General features: G+C 63.4%; 22 protein-coding genes. 10 read left to right on the forward strand and 12 right to left on the reverse strand.

The window, feature by feature from the left end; translation table 11 throughout:
* Positions 1 to 86: 86 nt before the first annotated feature.
* From WDU96_RS00805 to dnaK, 7 genes are all read right to left on the reverse strand, one after another.
* Positions 87 to 1,172, reverse strand: a complete 1,086-nt coding sequence (locus WDU96_RS00805; protein WP_337336585.1) for an AI-2E family transporter — start codon at positions 1,170 to 1,172, stop codon at positions 87 to 89.
* Between the two features lie 84 nt (positions 1,173 to 1,256).
* Positions 1,257 to 2,048, reverse strand: a complete 792-nt coding sequence (locus WDU96_RS00810; protein ID WP_337336586.1) for a potassium channel family protein — start codon at positions 2,046 to 2,048, stop codon at positions 1,257 to 1,259.
* 3 nt (positions 2,049 to 2,051) lie between these two features.
* Entirely contained in the window at positions 2,052 to 3,119 is a 1,068-nt protein-coding gene (locus WDU96_RS00815) for a hypothetical protein (protein ID WP_337336587.1), read from the reverse strand.
* A gap of 84 nt (positions 3,120 to 3,203) precedes the next feature.
* Entirely contained in the window at positions 3,204 to 3,650 is a 447-nt protein-coding gene (locus tag WDU96_RS00820; RefSeq protein WP_337336588.1) for a heat shock protein transcriptional repressor HspR, read from the reverse strand.
* A 37-nt stretch (positions 3,651 to 3,687) separates the two neighbouring features.
* Positions 3,688 to 4,683, reverse strand: coding sequence for a DnaJ C-terminal domain-containing protein (locus WDU96_RS00825; protein WP_337336589.1), 996 nt, complete (start codon positions 4,681 to 4,683; stop codon positions 3,688 to 3,690).
* Positions 4,684 to 4,701: 18 nt separating this feature from the next.
* Positions 4,702 to 5,301: a nucleotide exchange factor GrpE gene (locus WDU96_RS00830; protein WP_337336590.1), complete on the reverse strand. Its 600-nt coding sequence runs from the start codon at positions 5,299 to 5,301 to the stop codon at positions 4,702 to 4,704.
* Positions 5,302 to 5,303: 2 nt separating this feature from the next.
* Positions 5,304 to 7,175 (reverse strand): molecular chaperone DnaK, encoded by a 1,872-nt coding sequence (dnaK, locus tag WDU96_RS00835; protein WP_337336591.1) that lies wholly within the window; start codon positions 7,173 to 7,175, stop codon positions 5,304 to 5,306.
* Between the two features lie 222 nt (positions 7,176 to 7,397).
* On the opposite strand from dnaK, the gene WDU96_RS00840 reads away from it, so the two are divergent.
* Positions 7,398 to 8,774, forward strand: coding sequence for an MFS transporter (locus tag WDU96_RS00840; protein ID WP_337336592.1), 1,377 nt, complete (start codon positions 7,398 to 7,400; stop codon positions 8,772 to 8,774).
* Between the two features lie 5 nt (positions 8,775 to 8,779).
* On the opposite strand, the gene WDU96_RS00845 is transcribed toward WDU96_RS00840, so the two are convergent.
* The gene (locus tag WDU96_RS00845; RefSeq protein ID WP_337336593.1) at positions 8,780 to 10,570 is read right to left on the reverse strand and encodes a BCCT family transporter; all 1,791 of its coding nucleotides are present in this window, start codon (positions 10,568 to 10,570) and stop codon (positions 8,780 to 8,782) included.
* Positions 10,571 to 10,703: 133 nt separating this feature from the next.
* Positions 10,704 to 11,252 carry a MarR family winged helix-turn-helix transcriptional regulator gene (locus WDU96_RS00850; RefSeq protein ID WP_337336594.1) on the reverse strand — a complete coding sequence of 183 codons (549 nt, stop codon included), beginning with the start codon at positions 11,250 to 11,252 and terminating at the stop codon, positions 10,704 to 10,706.
* A gap of 113 nt (positions 11,253 to 11,365) precedes the next feature.
* Here WDU96_RS00850 and WDU96_RS00855 point away from each other — a divergent pair, with 113 nt between their 5' ends.
* The 8 genes from WDU96_RS00855 to WDU96_RS00890 all read left to right on the forward strand — a co-directional run bounded on the left by WDU96_RS00855 (position 11,366) and on the right by WDU96_RS00890 (position 20,510).
* A complete protein-coding gene (locus tag WDU96_RS00855; protein WP_337336595.1) occupies positions 11,366 to 12,100 on the forward strand; it encodes a MarR family winged helix-turn-helix transcriptional regulator in 735 nt (244 codons plus the stop codon).
* A gap of 635 nt (positions 12,101 to 12,735) precedes the next feature.
* Positions 12,736 to 13,437, forward strand: coding sequence for a sirohydrochlorin chelatase (locus WDU96_RS00860; RefSeq protein WP_337336596.1), 702 nt, complete (start codon positions 12,736 to 12,738; stop codon positions 13,435 to 13,437).
* 135 nt (positions 13,438 to 13,572) lie between these two features.
* Positions 13,573 to 15,276 (forward strand): nitrite/sulfite reductase, encoded by a 1,704-nt coding sequence (locus WDU96_RS00865; protein ID WP_337336597.1) that lies wholly within the window; start codon positions 13,573 to 13,575, stop codon positions 15,274 to 15,276.
* Positions 15,273 to 16,016, forward strand: a complete 744-nt coding sequence (locus WDU96_RS00870) for a phosphoadenylyl-sulfate reductase (protein WP_337336598.1) — start codon at positions 15,273 to 15,275, stop codon at positions 16,014 to 16,016. The genes WDU96_RS00865 and WDU96_RS00870 overlap by 4 nt, the downstream gene beginning before the upstream one ends.
* Positions 16,013 to 16,936: a sulfate adenylyltransferase subunit CysD gene (cysD, locus tag WDU96_RS00875; protein WP_337336599.1), complete on the forward strand. Its 924-nt coding sequence runs from the start codon at positions 16,013 to 16,015 to the stop codon at positions 16,934 to 16,936. The genes WDU96_RS00870 and cysD overlap by 4 nt, the downstream gene beginning before the upstream one ends.
* Positions 16,936 to 18,249 (forward strand): sulfate adenylyltransferase subunit 1, encoded by a 1,314-nt coding sequence (locus WDU96_RS00880; RefSeq protein WP_337336600.1) that lies wholly within the window; start codon positions 16,936 to 16,938, stop codon positions 18,247 to 18,249. The genes cysD and WDU96_RS00880 overlap by 1 nt, the downstream gene beginning before the upstream one ends.
* Positions 18,250 to 18,279: 30 nt before the next feature.
* The gene (cobA, locus tag WDU96_RS00885; RefSeq protein ID WP_337336601.1) at positions 18,280 to 19,095 is read left to right on the forward strand and encodes a uroporphyrinogen-III C-methyltransferase; all 816 of its coding nucleotides are present in this window, start codon (positions 18,280 to 18,282) and stop codon (positions 19,093 to 19,095) included.
* A complete protein-coding gene (locus tag WDU96_RS00890; protein WP_337336602.1) occupies positions 19,092 to 20,510 on the forward strand; it encodes an FAD-dependent oxidoreductase in 1,419 nt (472 codons plus the stop codon). Before cobA ends, WDU96_RS00890 begins: the two co-directional genes overlap by 4 nt.
* A 2-nt stretch (positions 20,511 to 20,512) precedes the next feature.
* Here WDU96_RS00890 and WDU96_RS00895 read toward each other — a convergent pair whose 3' ends face one another.
* Both WDU96_RS00895 and WDU96_RS00900 read right to left on the reverse strand, forming a co-directional pair.
* Positions 20,513 to 20,836, reverse strand: coding sequence for an L-rhamnose mutarotase (locus WDU96_RS00895; RefSeq protein WP_337336603.1), 324 nt, complete (start codon positions 20,834 to 20,836; stop codon positions 20,513 to 20,515).
* On the reverse strand, positions 20,833 to 21,726 hold the full coding sequence (locus WDU96_RS00900) for an amidohydrolase family protein (RefSeq protein ID WP_337336604.1): 894 nt from the start codon (positions 21,724 to 21,726) through the stop codon (positions 20,833 to 20,835). The genes WDU96_RS00895 and WDU96_RS00900 overlap by 4 nt, the downstream gene beginning before the upstream one ends.
* A 91-nt stretch (positions 21,727 to 21,817) precedes the next feature.
* Here WDU96_RS00900 and WDU96_RS00905 point away from each other — a divergent pair, with 91 nt between their 5' ends.
* Entirely contained in the window at positions 21,818 to 22,558 is a 741-nt protein-coding gene (locus WDU96_RS00905) for a FadR/GntR family transcriptional regulator (RefSeq protein WP_337336605.1), read from the forward strand.
* Positions 22,559 to 22,577: 19 nt separating this feature from the next.
* Here the strand turns inward: WDU96_RS00905 and WDU96_RS00910 are convergent, their stop codons facing one another.
* On the reverse strand, positions 22,578 to 23,555 hold the full coding sequence (locus tag WDU96_RS00910; protein WP_337336606.1) for an aldo/keto reductase: 978 nt from the start codon (positions 23,553 to 23,555) through the stop codon (positions 22,578 to 22,580).
* Positions 23,556 to 23,665: the final 110 nt, after the last annotated feature.

Genomic DNA, 23,665 nt, shown 5'->3' on the forward strand with positions numbered 1-23,665 from the left:
GAAGATCCATATCGCGTAAAAGAGTCACGTGGCCGGGTGGCCGCCATGACTGCACACGTTATCGTGATCCGTTCGCACGCGATGCGCTATTTGATGCTGGTCGCGTCAATATCACCCGAAAGCCACCGTAGCCATCGCTGAGACGGGTCTGAATCGAGCACCAGAGCGCGCACAAGAAGTGTCAGCGGGATGGACAGAATTGCGCCCAGCGGACCAATGATGAACGTCCAGAAGATCACCGAGAAAAAGCTCAGGGTGAGCGATAGGTTCACTGCATCGCTCACGAACTTCGGCTGCACCAAGACCTGCAGGGTCACATTGACGACGCAATAGATCGCCACCACCGCGAAGAAGAGAGGCCATCCCCCTACGACGAGCGCGAGCAGAGCGGGCGGCACCAGCCCGAGCACGAAACCGATGTTCGGCACGAAGTTCGTGACAAAAGCAAGAATCGCCCACACTGCCGGCGCCGGAATGTCGAGAGCCCACAGCGCGAGGCCATCGATAATCGCCACGATTGCGCCGAAGCTCGCATTGACGACGTAGTACTTTCGCACGCCGCCGTTGTAGGCGCGCACACGATCTGCGGTTGGTCGAATCGACGGGCCGAAAGCGGTTTCGGCGCGCGTGTACCGAGCTCCGTCAGCCGCCATGAAGATGATGTACGCGACAACGAAGAAGAATGCGGTGAGCACCGCAAGCACGGTGCTGCCCAGCGACGATGCGAAAGACAGAATCGTCGACGGTGAGAGCAAGCTTGCCGCGGCGTCTGCAGTCGTGGAGTCAAGGCCCAGATCCTGTAGCGACGCGACGATGGTCTGAATGGTCTTCTGCAGTTCGCCTGAGTAGTCGACGACCAACTGGGCGAATTGGGTGCCCGCGAAGAACAACAGCGCGACCAGCACAGCGAGGATCAAATATGCGACGACAATCACGGCGGTCGTAGCCGCCCAGCGCGGCCACCCTTTGCGCTCAAGGGGGAACCGAATCGGATGACAGATGATCACGAGCACCGCACCGAGCACCAGCGGACCGACGAGATCGCGTGCCAGAAACAGGCCTGCGAGCGCTACGACGGTAGCCGCCAGCCCGATTAGCACAGACAGCGTCGGTGAAAGCATCGGCTGAGCGCGCTCGGGTGCTGAAGTGGGTTGCGGGGGCTGACGTCTCACGGCGCAAGCGTATCTGAACCGAAGGGATACAGCAGGTTAAGACCCACTCCCGGGCGTCCGAGTCGGGAGCATTCGATCACACCATCATGTCGATGCAGCGTTCGGGGGCAGCGGCGGGCGAGGCGGCACCTCAGGCTCAGACGCGAGCTTCGTCCCAGGTTCGGGCATCTCACCGAGTCGGGCCGCAATGCCGTTGATCTGCCGTGCGAGCTCACGAACTTGACCGCGAGTGGATGCCTCGTCATCGTCGTGACCGCGCGAAGCGAACTCGATAACCCACGACGCCAGCGTCGCGGTGACCACACCGACAAGCGCCACGGCCGCGGCCATGAGCAACACGGCCACCAGTCGACCCATCAACGTCACGGGGTAGTAATCGCCGTAGCCCACCGTGCTCATCGTCACCGCCGCCCACCAAATCGAGTCACCGAAGTTGACGATGTTCGCGCCAGGGGCGTTGCGCTCGGCATCAAGCACCGAGAGTGAACCGATCCAGATCAGAATGACCACGGCGCCAGCACCGTATACCGCGAGCCGGCTGCGAATGGCAGTTCCCTGGGTGTGTTCAACCCCACCCACCAGTGTGAGCGCCTTCAACAATCGCAAGGGGCGCAAGGCGGGAAGAATCACGACGGTGAAGTCAAACAGGTGCCTGACGAACCAGTGTCGTTTGTCGGCTGCCAAACCCAGTCGCACGACGTAGTCGACGGCGAAGATCACCCAGGTGAACCCCATGATGATCCGGGCGGACATGAAGGCGGTTCCCTGAAAGTCGGCGATCACCTGCCACGAGTACACGACGATGAACACAACGGATGCAACGATGAGCGGTACGCGCGTGAGCTGGCGCCATCGTTCTTCGGTCAGTTTTGCCATGAGTCAGCCTCGCTGCACGTCTTGTTGGAGAGCCGCTGCGTTTCGGATGAAGAGCACGACCCACGTGAACACGAGAATGCCCGCCACCAGTTCCACGGCGGTCAGCGTGTAATACCCCACAGCGAAGTTCACCGCGAGGATCGCGATCACGCCAACGAACACGTAGCCGACCACGATGAAGGCCTTCGGCAGACCGGGAATCCAGCGATGCAGACGGAAGACGAGCGTCGCGAAGGCGACGACCATTCCTGAAGCGACAGCGGTATGGATTCCGAAGAACTCATCGACGGTGAACACGCCGACGAGTGCCAGGAAGACGCCGACGATGATGAGCGCTGTGCGCACATTGCGCAGACCGTGCAGGTTAGGGGTTGGAATCGCACGGGTGGCATAGCGGGCGAGAGTCGTCACGATGAAACCCGCGACGATCAGCGTCAGATTGAATGTGAGCGATGACAGATCGTTGGTCATCCCGAGTGCGCTCAGGTTGTCCATCCACCAGTGCGGGTCGCTGGCTGTCAACATGGCGGCAAGGACGCCTTCGAGCAGGAACACCGCGAGAATGATCGCCAGCAGCTGCAGATCGATGTGTGTCGCTGAGAAGAACGTGAGATAGGCGGTGATCGAGGCTGCGGCGCCCGAGATGATCACCACGAACAGTGCGAACACCTCAGCGTCGATGAACCCGTCTTCCAAGATGACCGCGAAAAGGGTCATCGAAAGCAACGCGATCACGGCGTGCGCGAACGCCAGTGCCACAACATCGAGCATGTCAAGCACGCTCATCGTGTGTCCGGCGGCGCGGTCATGCACCACATAGCGCCCGGCGATGAACGACAAGAACGCTGCGGCCCCAGACGTGACGGCTGAGAACTGACCCACAGATCCGGGGCCAGCGATTGGCGCCTCGCGAAGTTGGAAGACGATGATCGCGAGCACTCCGACAAGGACGAATGCGACGGCGCCGACCCCGAGCGCGAGAGTCTCGAGCGAGCGTTCCCTGTCATCGTGCGGCGCGGCCGAAACGCGCAGACGCAGTTCGCGCCTGGTTGCCGAATGCTCTGTAGTCACGCCACGACTTTAGCGCCGCCGATTGGCCAGCATCCAGTGCACTCGCCCGTCCCCGGCGAGACGGCTTGCCTTACGTCACGACTCTCAACGCTGGTTTGTTTCGGGGCGAGGCGGACTCCACAGCACCACTTCGGTTGCGCGACGCACGCGTGACCCCTGCCGCAGGGTAACCACAGCCCCGGTTGCGCCCGCCGCAAAAACGCGGGCTCCCGGCCGGTTGCCGATCTCAGTGCGCATCTGCTTCTCGAGGTCTGCGACGCGGCGGCGAAGCCCTCGCACCTCATCTTCTAGATCGAGAATGCGCGCGATGCCGGGCAAGCTCAGTCCCTCGGCCGAAAGGCGAGCGACCTCACGCAACTGCTCGACGTGGCGCAACGAGTAGCGGCGCGAACCGCCTTGGGTGCGCGCGGGAACGACAAGCCCGATGCGGTCGTACTGCCGCAACGTCTGAGGGTGCATGCCCGCGAGGTCCGCGGCAACAGCGATCGCGAGGAGGGGGGCGTCTTCGTCAAGCCGATCTTGCTCAGCCATCTGCCATCCTCCTCGCGATCATGTTGAAATGAGCCTATTAGCCGCGTGCTTTCGACATGAGCTCTGCGCGCGGGTTCTCGTGTGGCTCCAGCGCCTGGAACTTCTCGAGCGCTTCACGAGCAGCGTCGTCGAGGTGCGACGGCACCGCGACCTGAACTTCAGCCAACAGGTCGCCGAGCCCCTTCGGACTCTGCACGCCGCGACCCTTGACCCGAAGCACCCTGCCCGAGGGTGTGCCGGGAGCAACCCGCAGTTTGACGGGGTCACCGCCGAGTGTGGGCACTTCGATCGTTGCTCCTAATGCCGCCTCGGTGAATGTCACCGGAACGGTCACCCGAAGGTTCAGTCCGTCACGGGCGAACACCGGGTGCGGCCGCACAGTTACCGCCACAACTACATCTCCGTTCTCGCCGCCATCGGGCGACGGACGCCCGCGACCGCGCAGGCGCACTTTCTGACCGTCAGCGATGCCAGCGGGAATCTTGACCTTGAACGGCTTGCCGTCTTCACCCTGCAGCGTGATCGTCTCACCCTTGGTAGCGGTGATGAAGTCGACGGTCGTGCGAGCTGTGACATCTGCGCCGCGTGTCGGACCGCCGTAGCCGCGGAAGCCGCCGGTCGATTGACCGAAGCGCCCGTTGCCGAATCCACCGCCCTGCTGATTGAACATCGAGAAGATGTCTTCGTACTCGGGACCACTGGCCCCGGGCCGGGCACCACGACCCTGCGAAAACATGCTGAACACGTCTTCGAAGCCGCCCGTGGCGCCGCCACCGCCAGAAGTGAAGCGGGCACCGGAACCCATCGCGCGAATCTGGTCATACTCCGTGCGCTGCTCAGGGTCAGAAAGCACCGAGTACGCCTCGCTGACCTCTTTGAACTTCGCTTCGGCCGAAGCATCCCCCTGGTTGGAGTCGGGATGATACTTGCGGGCGAGCTTGCGATAGGTCTTCTTCAGATCAGCGTCGGCGACGTCTTTCGAGACGCCGAGTGTCTTGTAAAAGTCCTTATCGAACCAGTCCTGACTGGCCATGGTTCCTCCTTGACCGGTCTATTCAGCGGGAACAGCGACGACAACCTTGGCCGGACGCAGCTCCACCGAACCCAGTCGGTAGCCGATTTCGACCACTTCAAGGATCGTCGCCTCGGTTGCACCGGGCGTGGGTGCCTGAAAAATCGCCTCGTGCTGTTGCGGATCGAATGCTTCGCCCGCTACGCCGTAGGTTGTCAGCCCCATGCGGTCAGCAACGGCGCGCAGTTTCTCGGCGATCGGGAAGAACGCGGTGCCCTCTTCGAGATCACCGTGCTTCTCAGCGCGGTCAAGATCGTCGAGGACGGGCAGCAGGCCCTTGGCCACGGATCCCTTGGCACGCTCGATCTCGACCTCGCGCTGGTCTTCTGTGCGGCGACGATAGTTGGCGTACTCAGCCTGCAGGCGCTTCAGGTCGTTCAGCAACGCCGACTCTAGATCGGCGAGCACGGTATCTTCTGCCGCAGCATCGGTATTCTGCTCAGCACCCAAGATGTCATCGACGGTGAGCTCCTCCTGCGGGTCGGGGTCGGAGACCTGCGTCTCCGACCCCTCGTCGCCGAGGACCTCGTCTTCGCCGTGCTCTTCAGCGTTTGGCTCTTCGAAGTCCTTGTCAGCCATGATTACTTGTTGTTGTCCTTTTCGTCTTCGTCGTCGACGACCTCGGCATCTACGACGTCTTCATCAGACGTCGCACCGGCCTCATCGGTCGGGGCCTCAGCGTCGGGTGCGGCAGCGGCGTCAGCCTGGCTCGAAGCATAGATTGCTTCGCCGAGCTTGCCCTGGCTCTCGTTGAGCTTCTCGAACGCAGTCTTCACGGCTTCGTCATCGTCACCAGCGAGGGCGGCTTTGAGGGCATCGACGTCAGCCTGAACTTCGGTCTTGACCTCTTCGGGCAGCTTGTCTTCGTTCTCCTTGATGAGCTTCTCGATCGAGTACGAGAGCGTCTCAGCCTGGTTGCGAACTTCAGCCGACTCACGGCGCTTCTTGTCTTCGGCAGCGTTCTCTTCCGCTTCCTTGACCATGCGCTCGATGTCTTCCTTCGGCAAGGACGAACCACCGGTGATCGTCATCGACTGCTCCTTGCCCGTGCCCTTGTCCTTAGCAGACACGTGCACGATGCCGTTGGCGTCGATGTCGAAAGTAACCTCGACCTGCGGAATGCCCCGAGGCGCGGGAGCAATACCCGTGAGCTCGAAGGTTCCGAGCGGCTTGTTGTCGCGAGTGAAGTCACGCTCACCCTGGAACACCTGGATCGCCACTGACGGCTGGTTGTCGTCAGCCGTGGTGAAGGTCTCGCTGCGCTTGGTCGGGATGGCCGTGTTGCGCTCGATGAGCTTGGTCATAATGCCGCCCTTGGTCTCGATGCCGAGGCTCAGGGGGGTGACATCGATGAGCAGCACATCCTTGCGCTCGCCCTTGAGAACGCCAGCCTGCAGGGCAGCGCCGACGGCGACGACCTCATCAGGGTTGACGCCCTTGTTCGCTTCCTTGCCCGCCTCTTTCTTGACGAGCTCAGCTACGGCAGGCATACGCGTGGAGCCACCGACGAGCACAACGTGATCGATGTCGGCAACCTTGATGCCCGCTTCGCGAATGACGTCTTCGAAGGGCTTCTTGGTGCGGTCCAGAAGGTCCTTGGTGAGATCTTCGAACTTCGCCCGCGAGAGCGTCTCGCTCAGCGATACGGGGCCCGAGTCAGTCAGCGACAGGTAAGGCAGGTTGATGCTGGTCGAGTTCGAGCTCGACAGCTCCTTCTTCGCCTGCTCCGCCGCCTCCTTGAGACGCTGCAGAGCGATCTTGTCGCCCGAGACGTCCACTCCGGTGGTCTCCTTGAACTGCTTGATCAGGTACTCGACGACGCGTTGATCCCAGTCGTCACCACCGAGGCGGTTGTCACCAGAAGTTGCCCGAACCTGGATGGTCGAGAAGTCGTCGTCCTTGCCCACTTCGAGCAGCGAGACGTCGAACGTTCCGCCACCGAGGTCGAACACGAGAATCAGTTCGTCTTCTTTGCCCTTGTCTAGGCCGTACGCGAGAGCCGCGGCCGTGGGCTCGTTGATGATGCGAAGAACGTTGAGGCCTGCAACTTCGCCAGCTTCTTTCGTTGCCTGACGCTCAGCGTCGTTGAAGTAGGCGGGAACGGTGATAACTGCGTCGGTCACGGTGTCACCGAGGTACTCCTCGGCGTCGCGCTTCAGCTTCATCAGAATGCGAGCCGAGATCTCCTGCGGCGTCCACTTCTTTCCGTCAACCTCGAAGCTCCAATCGGTGCCGATGTGGCGCTTGACGCTGGCGACGGTGCGGTCGACGTTGGTGACAGCCTGGCGCTTCGCGGTCTCACCGACGAGCACCTCGCCGTCTTTCGTGTAGGCGACCACCGAAGGGGTGGTGCGGAAGCCCTCTGCGTTGGCGATGACCTTGGGCTCGCCACCCTCGAGGACGCTGACGACCGAGTTGGTCGTTCCGAGGTCGATTCCTACAGCACGTGCCATGTGTGTTTCTCCTTCATTTTGGCCGAGCGGATGCTGCGACCGTGCGTATACGGGAAGTATTGGGCGACTCTGTAAATAGTTGAGTCGTGATGGCTCAAGGCTAGCCGGGGTACCCCAAGGTGTCAAATGAAATTGATACGACTCATATCAACTTTTCAGAAATGGTCACGAAAGTGTTCCGCAGGCTACCGCTTGTTCACCACGGAGCAATAGCGTGTGCACATGAGTGCGCCCGAACGCCCCGATTCGTCACTGCCCGATTTCAAGGGCGTGACCCCTACTGACGCAATGGCCGCGGCCGTCGCCACCGAGGGGCCGGCTCGAACGAGCAAGAAGATGGTGTTCTCCTGGGGCCTGTGGGACTGGGGCTCGGCCGCTTTCAACGCCGTCGTCACCTCGTTCGTCTTCACCGTCTATCTGACAAGCTCGAGCTTCGGGCCGGCCGGAACAATCGAAGCGCAGCTCGGCTGGGCGCTCGCGGGCGCCGGTCTGCTGATTGCCGTGCTCGCGCCGGTCACCGGGCAACGCTCCGACACTTCCGGGCGTCGCAAGCTCTGGCTCGCCGTCAATACGTACATAGTGGTGGCACTGACCGCGGCAATGTTCTTCGTTCAGCCCGATCCCTCTTTCCTCTGGCTCGGTCTCGCGCTGTTGGCCGTCGGCAACGTCTTCTTCGAATTCGCGGGCGTCAACTACAACGCGATGCTCCTACAGGTTTCGACCCCGCGGTCGATCGGACGAGTGAGCGGGTTCGGTTGGGGCCTGGGCTACGTCGGCGGCATCGTCCTGCTTCTCATCGTCTACTTCGGCTTCATCTCGCCTGAGGTGGGCCTGTTGGGCATCACAAGCGAGAACGGCATGGACGTTCGCGCAACCGTGCTGACCTCTGCGATCTGGTTCGGCATCTTCGCGATTCCCGTGCTCCTGTTCGTTCCCGAGTACAAGGGCGTGGGCGTCAAGCGCGAGAAAGTAAGCTTCTTCGCTTCATACGCGCGACTAGGTCGAGACATCGCGCGCCTTTGGCGTGAGAGCCGCCAGACGGTGTGGTTCCTGCTCGCGAGCGCAGTATTTCGCGACGGGCTCGCCGGCGTGTTCACCTTCGGCGGTGTGCTCGCGGCATCTGTCTTCGGATTCTCTCCCGGTGAAGTAATCATCTTCGCCATTGCTGCCAACGTCGTCGCGGGCATCTCCACCATTGCCGTTGGCGCGCTCGACGATCGCCTCGGCGCGAAACCGGTCATCGTTGCCGCACTCATCGGTCTGATCGTGTCGGGATCGCTCGTGTTCTTCCTGCACGACGGTGGAGCCATCGTGTTCTGGACCGCCGGCTTGGCGCTCACTCTCTTCGTCGGGCCGGCACAGTCAGCATCCCGAACCTTTCTTGCGCGACTCATTCCGCCGGGGCGCGAGGGAGAAGTGTTCGGCCTCTACGCGACCACGGGCCGCGCGGTGTCGTTCCTCGCGCCCGCCATGTTTGCGCTGTTCGTTGGCATCTCAGGAGAGGCCTACTTCGGCATCTTGGGCATCATGCTGGTGCTCTTGGCAGGCCTGCTCATGCTGCTGCCGGTCAAGGCAACACAGAACAAACTGCGCGCCTAGCCCACTCAGAGGTCGCCGGGTTGATCCTTCGAAGAGGCCGTGGGCTCGGGCACTGAGCCGGGAACTGCCTCATTGGAATCGGTGGCAGCGACTATCTTCGACGCCTCGTCGACCTCGAGGTCTCGGGGCCTGAGCGGGCGCCGGCCGAGCCACTTCGGAAAGCGAATGCCCTGCCGGTCGGCCTCTTCGACCTCGAGCCCGTAGTAGTCGCCGATGCGTTCAACGAAGGCCGCGCGTTTGGCGAGGTCGTACGCATGCCGCTCACGGCGGAAGGCAACCACCGTCGCCCAGCAGATCAGCAGCATGACCACGCTGAATGGCAGCGCAATCGTGATTGCCGCCGTCTGGATGGCGGTCAGACCTCCCGTGATCAGCAGCGACACCGCGAGGATGGCGGTGACCAGCGTGAAGAATGTGCGCACCCACTTGGCTGGTTCTTGATTGCCACCGGTTGCGATCATTCCCATCACGAGCGCTCCAGAGTCTGACGAAGTGATGAAGAAGATCGAGATCAGCAGAATCACACCGATGGTGAGCACCGAGGCGCCGGGGAAGAATGTCAGCAGCTGAAAGATCGAGCCCTCAAGATCGACCGATCCATCGGGCAAGGTCATCGAGCCTGGGTCGTTCATTTCCAGGTAGAGCGCCGAGCCGCCGAGCACGGCGAACCACAGAATTCCCAGCAAGGTGGGAACGATGATCACGCCGAGCACGAACTCTCGCACCGAGCGGCCCTTTGAGATGCGGGCGATGAAGATTCCGACGAAGGGCGCCCACGAGATCCACCAACCCCAGTAGAACGAGGTCCACGCGGCTTGCCACGCTTCGCCCTCTTCGCCCTGGAAGGCGCTCGTATTGAACGACAAGCCGACGAAGTTCTGAATGTATCCGCCGATCGACTGCACCCACTCGCGCAACAAGAACTCGGTCTGACCGAAGATCAGAATGTAGGCAAGCAGCAGCCCAGCCAAGATGAGGTTGGTCGACGAAAGCCATTTCATGCCCTTTGTGACGCCCGACAGCACCGACATGAGCACGAAGAAGGTGATCACGCCAATGATCGCGACTTGCAGTCCCGTCGATGGCTCAGCAAGTCCAGCGGACTCAAGGCCGGCGCTGATCTGCATCACGCCGAGTCCAAGCGAGGTGGCAACACCGAAGAGCGTGCCGACGAGCGCGATCACATCGATCGCGTGACCCCAGCCCCCGAGCACTCGCTTCTCGCCGAGAATCGGCTCGAGCGTCCAGCGAATCGAGATCGGCCGACCACGGCGATGAATCGCGTAGGCAAGAGCAAGGCCGACGACAACATAGATCGACCAGGCTTGAACCCCCCAGTGCAGGTAAGTCTGGGTGAGCGCAGACTGCGCGAGCACGTCGGGTGGACCCGAGACGCCCGGGCGCGGGTTCACATAGTGACTGAGTGGCTCGCTCACTCCGTAGAAGACCAGCCCGATACCCATTCCGGCGGCGAAGAGCAGTGAGAACCACGCCCCCACCGAGAACTCCGGCTTGTCGTCATCCTTGCCGAGCTTGATGTCGCCGAAGCGAGAGAAACCCATGGTCAGGGCGAACACAACGAAGAACGCCGCGAGCACAACGTAGTACCAGTTGAACGCATTGACGATTGACGACTGGATCGCGCCGAACATCGCTTCGGCGGCCGAGGGTGCGATCAAGGCGAAGGCGCTGAAGGCGAATACGACGGCGGCCGCGGGCCAGAACACCCAGCGCAGAATGCCGCTGGAACTGGTCGTATTTCTGGGTGGAGCAGTATCAGTGTGGGTATCCGTCACGGTGACACGCTATCGACTGGCGCTCACCAGCGGGAGGTGTAGGTGAAAACTTGTGTCGTGGCGTGCACTGTGGTTGAGAGCGCGCTGCGATTGCGAGTTGTCCTGTGGGTGCGGACGTGCGCCCCGCGTGTGGCTAAGACTGCGGCCATCCATCGGCCAGCTTGGTCAGCAACCGGGCGAGGTCAGCGCGCTCAGCGTCGGTGAAGGTCGAAAGCGCCGAGTCGATCGCCTCTCGCCGGTTTCCGGTGAAGTCCTGCACGACGCGGCGCCCACGTTCGGTGAGGGCAACGCGGCTGCGCCGTGCGTCGTGAGGGTCTATCTCTCGACGCACAAGTTCATGCTCGACGCCCTGCTGCACCAATCGGGATGCGCGGGGCTGATCCACGCTGACGGCTTCGGCGATCTCGCCGATAGTGAGAGGGTGGGATGCTGCGGCGAGCGCTTCGAGCAGGCGCATCCGAGCCGGTCCACCGAAGCGCCCGGCCCCGTCTGCCCATGGGGGTCCGCCGAGGCCGCGTCCGCGCGAATGCGGGTGACCGCGGCCGGTGTGATCGTGTTCTGCGTGTCGGGCGGGCCCTTCTTTGGCCCACGGCGGCCGTGGCATGCGGCGACCACGCACCCTGGCCAGCGCGGCGGCGATTTCGTCGGCGTGCTGAGCGGATTCAGCGGGACTGTTCGGCATCCGTCTAATTTACATGCAACTTGACATACTTTACATTCGTATGTCACTGTACATATACATGCGTTCTGACATGTAAATATTCGGCGGTACGGCCGCCCCCGAAAGGACTCCCCATGAATACCGAAAACGACACCACCAAAGGGGCAGTACCGGCCCCTCGACCGCTCGGCTTCTGGTTGCGCGTCGTCGACCGTCTCATCGCTGATGAATTCGCGAGCACCCTTGACGCAGAAGGCGTTTCACGCCGTGAGTGGATGCTGCTCACGGCGCTGTCCGGCGACGTTGACATGCCCGGATCCGCAGAGCGACTCGCTCGAAAAGGCAAGCATCTGCAACGGCTCCGCAAACGCGGATGGGCCGACGAGAGCGGTGACGGCACTTGGTCGCTTACCGACGAAGGGCTTGCCACGAAGGCTCGACTCGACGAACTCGTTCGCGGCATCCGCGCCCGCGTCGCGGGCTCAGTCTCGCCCGAAGACTTCGCCACCACCCTGGCATCGCTGGAATCCATCGCCCGCGAACTCGGGTGGGACGAAAACTCATCGCGCGGTTTCCGAGGCCGAGGATTCGGGCGACGCCGCGGACACCGTCGTGGACACGGCCGCCACGGGCAACACGGACACGGCTGGCACGGTGAGCACCATCACGGACACGGTGGCGCAGGCTGCGGACAAGCCGGCCCCCAGGGCGCAGACTCGCCGAGCGACCAGGCCGACCGCGAAGGTGAGCAGTCGCACGATGACCGCCCATGCCACCACCACGGCCCCGAGCCGCTCGATCACAACATCCACCACGACCACGGCCCGAACATGCACCGCGGGTTCAAACCCGGCACCGGCGAGGTCTAGAACGAGCAGTTCCCCACCCAGCCACGCCGCCACACAGCCATGCAGGCCACGCAGCCACCCCGGCCACCCAAACGGCCGGGGACTTCCCCGATAACCCACCCAGGGCACTCGCAACACGGCGCGTCGCGCAAACCCTCGGCCGTTTCGCACCCGCCTCCGCACCATGCGCCACCGGCTGCACCACCCGCACGCGCCACAGGGACCCACGAGGCCTAACCCCGCAGCACCCGCAACACGGCGCGAGCGCAACCAAACGGCCGGGAACTTCCCCGATACCCCACCCACGGCACCCGCAACACGGCGCGTCGCGCAAACCCCCGGCCGTTTCGCACCCGCCTCCGCACCATGCGCCACCGGCTGCACCACCCGCACGCGCCACAGGGACCCACGAGGCCTAACCCCGCAGCACCCGCAACACGGCGCGAGCGCAACCAAACGGCCGGGAACTTCCCCGATACCCCACCCACGGCACCCGCAACACGGCGCGTTGCGCAAACCCCCGGCCGTTTCGCACCCGCCTCCGCACCATGCGCCACGAAGCGCCCGCCCGCACGCACACGCAGACCCACGCTCCTCCCGCACGCCCACCGCACACCCACGCTCCCCCCGCACACCACACACGGCACAATGGAGAAGTGACGACCCCTGCACTGGTTGCGATTTCGCATGGCACTGCTTCCCCAGCGGGCCAAGCCGCAGTTGAGGCTCTCGGCGCGGCCGTTGCTGCACAGCTGCCTGACGTCACGGTGCGCTTGGGGCACGTCGATGTGCAGCAGCCCGACGTGGCTGCATCCCTCGCCGGGATTGACGAGAAGCAGCCGATCGTTATCGTTCCGCTGTTGCTTTCTGCCGGCTACCACGTGCGAATCGACCTGAAGGAACAGTCGGCGCACCGCGACAACGTCACCATCTCCGCAGCGCTCGGACCAGACGAGCGCCTCGTCGACGCTCTTAACGCGCGCCTCGCACCCCTGAACCCCGAGCACGCAGACGCAATCGTGCTTGCCGTCGCAGGCTCGAGCGATGAGCGCGCCAACGATGACTGCAGAACCATCGGGCGGATGCTGAGCGAGCGACTCGACCAAGATGTGACGGTCGGCTTCTTGGCCGCCACCGAACCACGTCTCGGTACGGCAATCGAAGCCGCACGCGAGGCGGGCGCCGAACGCATCGTGGTGGCCAACTATCTGCTCGCGCCCGGATACTTTCACGATCTCGCAACCCGCCTCGCCAAAGGCGCACCCGTCGCTCGGCCGCTGCTCGACGACGACGAGCCCGCTCACCAGATCGTGGCCGTTGTCGCGGATCGCTACCGAAGCATGCTGCCTCTCGACTGACCTTCTGTGTCGCAGCGTTACGCCCCTTAACGCTGCTTGACGTCACTTGCGCCGACCTCCCTTGAGCGCTCTTACTCTCGGTGAGTGGGCAGATCGATGCTCACGACCGGGGACGCCCGGACATCGGAGGCCATCATGACAACTAGCAACACCGAGACCCGCAGCCCGCGACGCCCCTCGTCGAAGCCGAACGGTCAGTGGAACATCGACGGCAAAGCACCGCTCAACGCCAATGAAGAGTGGAAGCAGGTCGACAACGGTCTCGCCGTTCGCGAGCGCATCGAGAACGTCTACTCCAAGGGTGGGTTCAAATCGATCGACCCCACCGATCTTCACGGGCGCTTTCGCGTGTGGGGTCTTTACACTCAACGCAAGCCGGGCATCGATGGTGGCCGCACCGCGACTCTTGAACCGCACGAGCTCGAAGACGAGTACTTCATGTTGCGCGTGCGCATCGACGGCGGCCAGCTCACTACTGAACAAGTGCGGGGAATCGGCGAGATCTCCACCGAATTCGGCCGTGGCACCGCAGACCTCACTGACCGGCAGAACGTGCAGCTGCACTGGGTTGAAGTCGAGTCGATGCCAGAAATATGGCGCCGCCTCGAGGCCATCGGCTTGGGCACCACCGAGGCGTGCGGCGACGTTCCGCGCGTGGTGCTGGGTTCTCCTGTTGCCGGAATCGCTGCCGACGAGCTGATCGACCCCACCCCGCAGATCAACGACATCACGTCACGTTTCATCGGCGATGAAACCCTCGCCAACCTGCCCCGCAAGTTCAAGACCGCGATCACCGGTCACCCCAGCCAAGACGTGGTGCACGAGATCAACGACGTGGCATTCGTCGCGGTCGAGCACCCCACCCTCGGCATCGGCTATGACCTGTGGGTCGGCGGCGGGCTCTCGGCATCGCCGCGACTCGGCGAGCGCCTCGGGGCATTCGTCACGCCCGACGAAGTGACCGAAGTGTGGCACGGCGTCGCGCAGATCTTTCGCGACTACGGCTACCGCCGACTTCGCAACAAGGCTCGCCTCAAGTTCCTGCTCGCCGAGTGGGGTCCCGAGAAGTTCCGGCAGATTCTGCAAGACGAATACCTCGGCTACGCACTTCCCGATGGACCGCCCGCTCCCAAGCCCCTGACCGCCGGTGACCACGTGGGTGTGCACCGCCAGAAAGACGGTCGCTTCTATATCGGCGCCACCCCCATCGTGGGTCGTATTTCTGGCCCTATGCTCACGCAGCTCGCCGAGCTTGTGGAAGACCACGGCTCCAGCCGCATCCGCACCACACCCCACCAAAAGATCGTCATTCTCGACATTCCTGAAGACCGTGTGGAGTCGCTCATCAAAGGACTCGACGACCTCGGCCTGCAGGCGCGCCCGAGCCTGATTCGCCGCGGCACGATCGCGTGCACGGGCATCGAGTTCTGCAAGCTCGCGATCGTCGAGACCAAAGCGTTCGCGACGGCAGCGGTGCTTGACCTCGAAGAGCGCCTCGACGCTTTCGACCTGCCCCATCCCATCAGCCTGCACGTCAACGGCTGCCCCAACTCATGCGCCCGCATTCAGACCGCCGACATCGGGCTGAAGGGCCAGCTCGTCACGATCGACGGCGAGCAGGTTCCCGGCTACCAGGTGCACCTCGGTGGCGGTCTCGCCTCTGACAACCGCGACGAGGCTGGTCTGGGCCGCACCGTGCGCGGACTCAAGGTTGCCGCAGACGGCATCGCTGATTACGTCGACCGTGTCGTCAAGCGTTTCCTCGAAGACCGCGACGCCGACAGCGACGAAACGTTCGCACAGTGGGCTCACCGCGCCGAAGAAGAGGCACTGCAATGACCGTCTCTCTCGCGCCGCGCATCGAGACGAAGCGTTCGCCCGAAGAACTCAAGGCGATCGCCGAGCGAGGCGCCGAAGAACTCCGCAGCGGATCCGACGACGAAGCGACGCCAGCACAGGTCGTGCAGTGGGTAGCCGAGAATTTCGGCACGGATGCTGCCGCCGTCGCGTGCTCGATGGCTGACGCCGCGCTCCCCCATCTCGTTGCAGAGCACCTGCCCGGCGTCGACGTGCTGTTCTTAGACACCGGCTACCACTTCACCGAAACGCGCTTCACCCGTGACGAAGTCGGTCGTGAGCTCGACGTGCGCATCGTCGATGTGTTGCCCGAGCAGACGGTCGCCGAGCAAGATGCTGAGTTTGGCGAGAAACTGCACGACCGTGACCCGGCGCTGTGCTGCGATCGACGCAAAGTCGCCCCGCTGAAAGATGCGCTGCGCGGCTACGAAGTCTGGTTCACGGGCGTGCGCCGTGACGAAGCCCCCACCCGAGCGAACACCCCTCTCGTGCAGTGGGATGAGCGCAACGGCCTTGTGAAGATCAACCCGGTTGCCTCGTGGACGTTCGACGACCTGCTCGACTACGCCGGCGGGCACAAGGTGCCGGTGAATCTGCTGGTGACCAACGGCTATCCCTCCATCGGCTGCGCGCCATGCACCAAGGCGGTTGCCCCTGGTGAAGATCCTCGGTCTGGCCGCTGGGCTGGCCTTTCGAAAACGGAATGCGGGTTGCACGTATGACTATTGACACTCTGGCCCCCGGGTCCGTTCACCTGTCGACGCTCGACCTGCTTGAAGCCGAGGCCATCCACATCATCCGCGAGGTCGTCGCCGAATTCGAGCGACCCGTACTGCTGTTCTCGGGCGGCAAAGATTCCGTGGTCGTGCTTCACCTGGCCGCCAAAGCGTTCGCCCCGGGCCGCGTGCCTTTTCCAGTGCTGCACGTAGACACCGGGCACAACTTTCCCGAGGTGCTCGCGTTTCGCGATCGCACGGTCGAGCGGCTGGGCGTCAAGCTCGAGGTCGCCCGCGTGCAGGATTACATCGACGACGGCCGCTTGCACGAGCGTTCCGACGGCACCCGCAACCCCTTGCAGACGGTTCCGCTGCTCGACGCGATCGCCGCCGGCCGCCACGACGCTGTCTTCGGCGGAGCGCGACGCGACGAAGACAAGGCGCGTGCCAAGGAGCGCATCATCTCGCTGCGCGATGAGTTCGGCCAGTGGGACCCTCGCAACCAGCGACCTGAGCTGTGGAGCCTCTACAACGGGCGCCACACCGCTGGCCAACACGTGCGCGCCTTTCCCATTTCGAACTGGACCGAACTCGACATCTGGCGCTATATCGAACGCGAGAACATCGAGCTGCCGCCGCTGTACTTCGCCCACGCTCGCGAGGTTTACCAGCGCGACGGCATGTGGCGCCCGGTCGGAGAATTCTCACCGCCGCGCGCCGACGAGCGGGTCGAGCTGCGCACGGTTCGCTACCGCACCGTGGGCGATATGAGTTGCACTGGGGCAGTGGAATCGGATGCTGCCGACCTCGCGGCCATCGTGGGTGAGGTCGCGCGCTCGACCATCACCGAGCGCGGGGCCACTCGTGCCGATGACCGCCTCAGCGAGGCCGCCATGGAGGATCGCAAAAAGGATGGGTACTTCTGATGGCTGACGCACTCGCAGACTCAACGCTGTTTCGTTTCGCGACGGCAGGCTCAGTCGACGACGGCAAATCGACGCTCGTCGGACGGTTGCTGCACGACTCGAAGGCGATCCTCGCCGACCAGCTCGAGCAGGTTGCGCGCACGTCGAGCGACCGAGGCTTCGCTCATGGCGAGTTCGACTTCGCCCTGCTCACCGATGGCCTCCGTGCCGAGCGCGAGCAGGGCATCACGATCGACGTGGCGTACCGCTACTTCTCCACCGGCAATCGCAGCTTCATCCTCGCGGACTGCCCCGGTCACGTGCAGTACACCCGCAACATGGTCACCGGCGCCACCACCGCTGACGCCGTGATTGTGCTTGTCGATGGCCGCAAGGGAGTGCTCGAACAGACGATTCGCCACCTCGCAGTCGTCGCGTTGCTGCGCGTGCCGAACGTGATCATCGCGGTCAACAAGATCGACCTCGTTGAGTACTCGCAGCAGCGTTTCGAACTGGTTGCCGCGCAAGCGGAGCGCGTAGCCTTCGAGCTGGGTATTTTGAACCTGCATGTGCTTCCGGTGTCTGCACTTGAGGGCGACAACATCGTCGATCGTTCCGAGCGCACCCCCTGGTACACCGGGCCAGCGCTACTCGAGTTGCTAGAGAGCCTGCCCGCGGCTGACACCACCAACCAGAAGAAGGACTCTTTTCGCCTTCCGGTGCAGATGGTGTTGCGACCACAGGGCGGGCTCGCACCGAATCTCGTGACGGATGCTGCCGAAGCTGAGCGGTTGCGCGACTACCGCGCGTCAGCCGGTCGCATCGCCTCGGGTGAAGTGCACGTCGGCGATGAGGTTGAAGTCTTTCCGGCCGGGGCGAAGACGACAGTCACCGGTATTCGCGTCGCGGGAGTCTCGGTTGATCACGCCGCAGCGCCACAGTCGGTGTCGATCGAACTTGCCGACGACGTTGACAGCGCGCGCGGCGCGCTGATCGCAGCATCCGGGTCATTGCCCGCGGGCCGTCGCGAGGTCGAAGCCGAGCTCTTCCAGCTCGATTCACGCGCGCTCACCGTCGGATCACGTGTGTTGGTCAAGCACGGCACCGCGACCGTGCAGGCACTCGTAGCGCAGATTGACTCCCGCTACGACCTGGACGCGCTCACCCATCAGCCCACCGAATCACTGCAGACGAACGACATCGGGCGGGTGACGTTGCGGCTCGCCGCTGAACTGCCGCTCGAGCCGTACGCAACGAGCCGCCACGGCGGATCGTTCCTCGTGATTCACCCGTCGTCGGGCGCAACCCTCGCCGCTGGCATCACCCGCAACTAGTTCTGCTCACCGCTTATCTAAGGAGCCACCATGTCGCACGGAAAGGTATCGCTCGTTGGCGCAGGCCCAGGCGACCCGGAACTGCTCACGCTCAAGGGTCTGCGCGCACTGCAGCAGGCCGACGTGATCGTTGCCGATCGCCTTGGCGCACGCAGCGTACTCGAGGGCATCGTGGCGCTGGGCACCGTCATCGCCGCCGAGATCATCGACGTGGGCAAGCGGCCCGGCAACCACGTGGTGCCCCAAGACAACATCAACGAGCTGCTCGTCACGCTTGCGGTGCAGGGTAAGAACGTGGTTCGCCTCAAGGGCGGCGATCCCTACGTGTTCGGGCGCGGCAGTGAAGAGATCGACGCGTGCCGCCGGGCCGGCATCGAAGTAGAAGTCGTTCCGGGAATCACCTCTGCCATTGCAGCGCCCGCAGTGGCCAGCATCCCTGTGACTCACCGTGGCCTTGCCACTGCCTTCACCGTGATCACGGGCCACGACCAGATCGCACAGCTCTCTGGCGGACGCGATCACACCGTGCTGCTGCTGATGGGCGTGGGCACTCTCGCACACTCGGCCCTTACCCTCGCTCGCGGCGAGCGCGGCAGCGATTGCCCGGTTGCGGTAATCGAAGACGCGCACGGTCCGCGCGAGCGGATTACCATTGGAACCCTAGGCACCATCGCGGCACAAGCCGCCGAGCGAGGTATTCGCTCACCCGCGGTCGTCGTTGTCGGCGACGTCGTTCGGGTGAGTCCTCTTGCTCCTGCCGAGTGGGCAGTCAGCTCACTCGAGGTGTCGCAAGACTTTTCCGCGCGTCTCACCGCGGAGCACTCCCTGAAAGGCATCAAGCAGTGACTGATCTCAATCTGCGCGTCGCGATCATCGGCGCCGGGCCCGCCGGCATCTATGCGGGCAACATTCTCTCGAACGCCGTGCGCGATGCCGGCGGCACCGTCGCGATCGACCTGCTCGAATCCCTTCCTGCCCCCTACGGGCTCATCCGTTACGGTGTCGCCCCAGATCACCCCCGCATCAAGGGCATCGTCAATTCACTGCACGAGATGCTCGACGCACAGCACGAGTCAGGCTCGGGTCGCACCATCCGCTTCATCGGCAACGTTGAAGTCGGTCGCGATGTGTCACTCGAAGAACTGCAGCAGCGCTACGACGCTGTGGTCTTCGCCACCGGCGCGATTCGGGATGCTGCGCTCAACATTCCCGGAATCGACCTGCCAGGCTCCTTCGGCGCCGCCGACTTCGTGGCGTGGTTCGACGGACACCCCGACGTCCCCCGCAACTGGACTCTCGATGGAGCCCAGGTGGCGGTCATCGGCAACGGCAACGTCGCGCTCGACGTTGCGCGTGTGCTTGCCAAGCACGCCGAAGATCTGCGTTCCACCGAGATCGCTGACAACGTGCTCGCTGGTCTCGAAGCATCGAAGGTCACCGACGTGCACGTGTTCGGCCGTCGCGGACCGGCAGACATCAAGTTCACTCCCATCGAGCTACGCGAACTCGGCGAAGTGCCCAACGTCGACATCATCGTCTCTGACGAAGACTTCGCTCATCTCGAAGGCGTTGTGCCCGCCAACAACCAGATGAAGGTCATGCTGCGCGTGCTCAACAGCTGGCGCACCCGCGAATCAACCGGAGCGTCACGCCGCCTGCACCTGCACTTCTATCACGCCCCCGTCGAAGTCGTCGGAGAGACCAAGGTTGAGGGCCTGCGCTTTGAGCGCACCACACCGACTGGCGATGGCAGCGTGGTCGGCACCGGCGAGTTCCGCGACTTCGACATCGATCAGGTCTATCGCGCCGTCGGCTACTTCGGCTCGCCCGTCTTGGGAGTTCCGTTCGACGAGGTGCGTGGCGTCATTCCAAACGTTGAGGGACGAGTGACCGATATCGCATCGGCACTGGATGCTGAAGACGGCGGCACCGCAGTGCGCGGCCTCTACGCCACCGGTTGGATCAAGCGCGGCCCCGTCGGGCTCATCGGCCACACCAAGTCAGACGCAATGGAGACCATCGCGCACCTGGTCTCAGACGCTCAAGCTGGTCTGCTCGAGGCACCCGCAGACAGCGAAGACGTGCTCGATCTGCTTGCTTCTCGCGACGTCGCGTTCACAACATGGGACGGCTGGCGCGCGCTTGACGCACACGAGCGCACCCTCGGCGAGAACCACCAGCACTCGCGCGAGCGCGTGAAGGTTGTTCCGCGCGACGAGCAGGTTGCCATCTCGCGCAACGGCGCCCTGATCGACTCCTGACGTCAGTCGTGGTGGAACACCTCGGGTAGCTCCTTCCACCATTCGCCCTCAGCGCGATCATCGAGTGGCTGTTGCAACGGCTCTTGCACGGCCCACCAGCGCTGGGTTTCGGGGTCGGCGGCAACGGCAGCCATGTCGGCTTCGTAGTCATCACCGGTGTACTCGAAGTACGAAAACAGCAGCTCGCCGTGTCGGTAGATCGAGTAGTTGTGGATGTTGCTGGCCGTCAACCGGGCCAGAATCGTCGGCCACACCGCAGCGTGGTAGCGCTCATACTCTTCGCGGTTTTCGGCGGGCAGGCCAATCACCGAAGCGACACGCTTCATCGGTTCTCCTTCGTCGCATCTTGGTCAGCGGCGAACCGCTGCGGGTCGAGCCGGTAGAAGTGCGCGGCGGTGCGTCCCAGCATCCATTCACGCTCTTGTTCGCATACCGAGTCGAACAGCGGCTTGAGCCCGTTCCACACCCGGGTGTATCCGCCGGCGAGAATCGACACCGGCCAGTCGCCGCCGTACATCAGTCGCCGAGCGCCGAAGACTTCGACAGCACGCTCGAACGACGGGCGTATCGTGTCGGTCGTCCATGAGCCGAGTTCACCCGTCGCAGAGTAGAGGCCGCTGACCTTGCCGTATACGTTCGGGCAGGCGGCGGCTTCAGCAATGAGGGTGTGCCAGGGCTCACTGTCATCGAGCCCGACGGGCGGCTTGCCCAGGTGGTCGATCACCATTCGCAAGTCGGGAAAACGCTCGGCGAGAATCGGCACGATCCCAAGGTGGCGCGGCAGTTCAGCCACCACGTCGAAGGCGAGATTGCGCTCCTGCAGCATTGCCAGCCCGTCAGCCACGTCACTTCGCAACAGCCAGTCAGGGTCTGGTTTGTTGTGAATCAAGATGCGCACGCCCACCATGAGCGAGTCATCTGCCCACGAGTTCAGAGTTGCTTCTGCCGCCGCGGCATCGTCGAGAGGCGCGTAGCCGACAATCCCAACGACCTCGGGGTGAGCAGCCGCTGACGCCCGCATCACCACGGTGTCTTCCGCGTTATCGGCGGACTGCACCTGCACCGTGTAGCCGACGCCACACGCCTGCAGTTCGGGAGCGACGTCTTCGAAGCTCATCGCGGTGTTGATCGGCGCGAGTTCGGGGCCCAGCCACGCGTATTCGGCGCGGGCGGGATCCCAGACGTGCTGGTGGGCATCGATCACCGGAAAGGTCATGTTTCTCCTTGATGGTGGGCTCGCGTTCGACTTCGACCCGCGAGCATGGGGGAACATCGGATGACTTCGGGAAAACCGTACACTGACAGACATGATCGACGACGACGCGGTGGGCGGTACCCGCTCGCAGACCGATGTGGTAATCGGCGGCATCAAGCAGATGCTCACGAGCGGTGCTCTGGTGCCCGGTTCGCGTCTGCCCATCGAGAAAGACCTGGCGACTCAGCTGGGAGTGTCTCGAGGATCGTTGCGAGAAGGAGTGCGCGCGCTCGCGACGCTCGGGGTGCTTGAGACTCGCCAGGGCGATGGCACCTATGTGACTGCTCTCGATCCCGGCAACCTGCTCAGTCCACTGGGATTTCTCGCCGACCTGCAGCAGCCCGCCCACGCCGCCGACTTGTTGGCTGTGCGCAGAATTCTTGAAACCGAGAGCGTTGCGCTCGCTGCGACGCGGCTCAGCGAAACCGAGCTCGCCGAGCTCGAAGCGATTTTGGCGGCAGTTGATGACAGCCTGCAGGCCGACGCAGAGATGGATCTGGAATCGTTCATCGACGCTGACACCCGCTTTCATCGCACGATCGCTCGCGCGAGCGGCAATCCTCCCCTCGCTGCCGTAATCGACACGCTCGTTGGCCGCACCTTTCGCGCCCGACTGTGGCGTGCCATCTCGCATCGCGGTTCGGTGCGAGAGACTCAGGCCGAGCATCGCGCGATCCTCGACGAACTCGTGCGTCGAGATTCCGAACGAGCCCGCATCCGCATGGCGGTGCACCTGCTCGGTGTTGAAGAGTTCAGCGCTGCGCATGCCGACGAAGACCCTGAAGCGTCCTAAACAGAAACGGAGTGAACGCTCACGCGAACGCGGCCGGAATGAGGCCAGCGTCAGCGAGTTCACGCCAGACCTCGTCAGGAATCTCAGTCGCGGCGCGGTCAACGTTCGACTGCACCTGCCGCCCGCCACGAGCCCCGAGCACGACATTGACGACAGCCGGGTGCCGGTACACGTAGGCGATGGCTGCCTCGGGCAGCGTCACGCCATGGCGTTCGCACACATCGGCGACGGCGTTGGTGCGAGCGAGCAAATCCGCGGGTGCGGGCTGGTAGTCGAACATGGCATCGGCGGCGGGGCGCGGCTTGCTCAACAGCCCCGAGTTGTAGACGCCCGCCGCGACGACGCCGACGCCGCGTTCCTGCGCGAGCGGCAGCAGGTCAGCCACTGCGGTGTCATCGAGCAGCGTGAACCGGCCCGCGCACATCACGAGATCGATGTCAGCGCGTCGAATCAGCTCAGCGAGCGGTTCGGCATAGTTCATGCCCGCGCCCACTGCCGAAACGACGCCCTGCTCGCGCAATTCGATCAGCGCGCCGATGCCCTCGGTAGAGGCCTGCTCAAAGTGGTTTTCGGGATCGTGAAGATAGAGGATGTCGAAGCGGTCGAGCCCCGTGCGCTCTAGTGATGCTTCGACCGAGCGCAGAATTCCATCTCGACTGAAGTCCCACACCCGTGTGGGGTCGGCGGGAACGTCATAGCCCTCAGTGTCGCGTTGATCGGCAGTCTCGGGTGTCGGCACCAGCAGTCGTCCGACTTTTGTGGAGACGACATACTCATCACGCGGTCGTGAGCGCAGCTGTTCGCCGAGTCGTCGCTCGGAAAGCCCGAGGCCGTAGTGCGGGGCCGTGTCGAAGTAGCGAATGCCAGCGTTCCACGCGGTATCAACGGTTTCAACGGTCTCTTGCTCGGTAGTGACTCGAAACAAGTTGCCCAGTTGTGCGGCGCCAAGACCCAGCTCTGTCAGCTGAAGTCCGCGCGGCGTTGCGCGAGTACGCATGGTGATCCCTCCGTCAGTCACACCACTCTAAGCGATTCATACGATGAAAGTCATCGCCGGACTGACCAAGATTCGACCTCTTCCCCAAAACCGGTGCAACTGAGCTAGAA

Origin of the sequence: Microbacterium marmarense, from assembly GCF_037204165.1 — a bacterium.
In the GTDB taxonomy this organism is placed as follows: domain Bacteria; phylum Actinomycetota; class Actinomycetes; order Actinomycetales; family Microbacteriaceae; genus Microbacterium; species Microbacterium marmarense.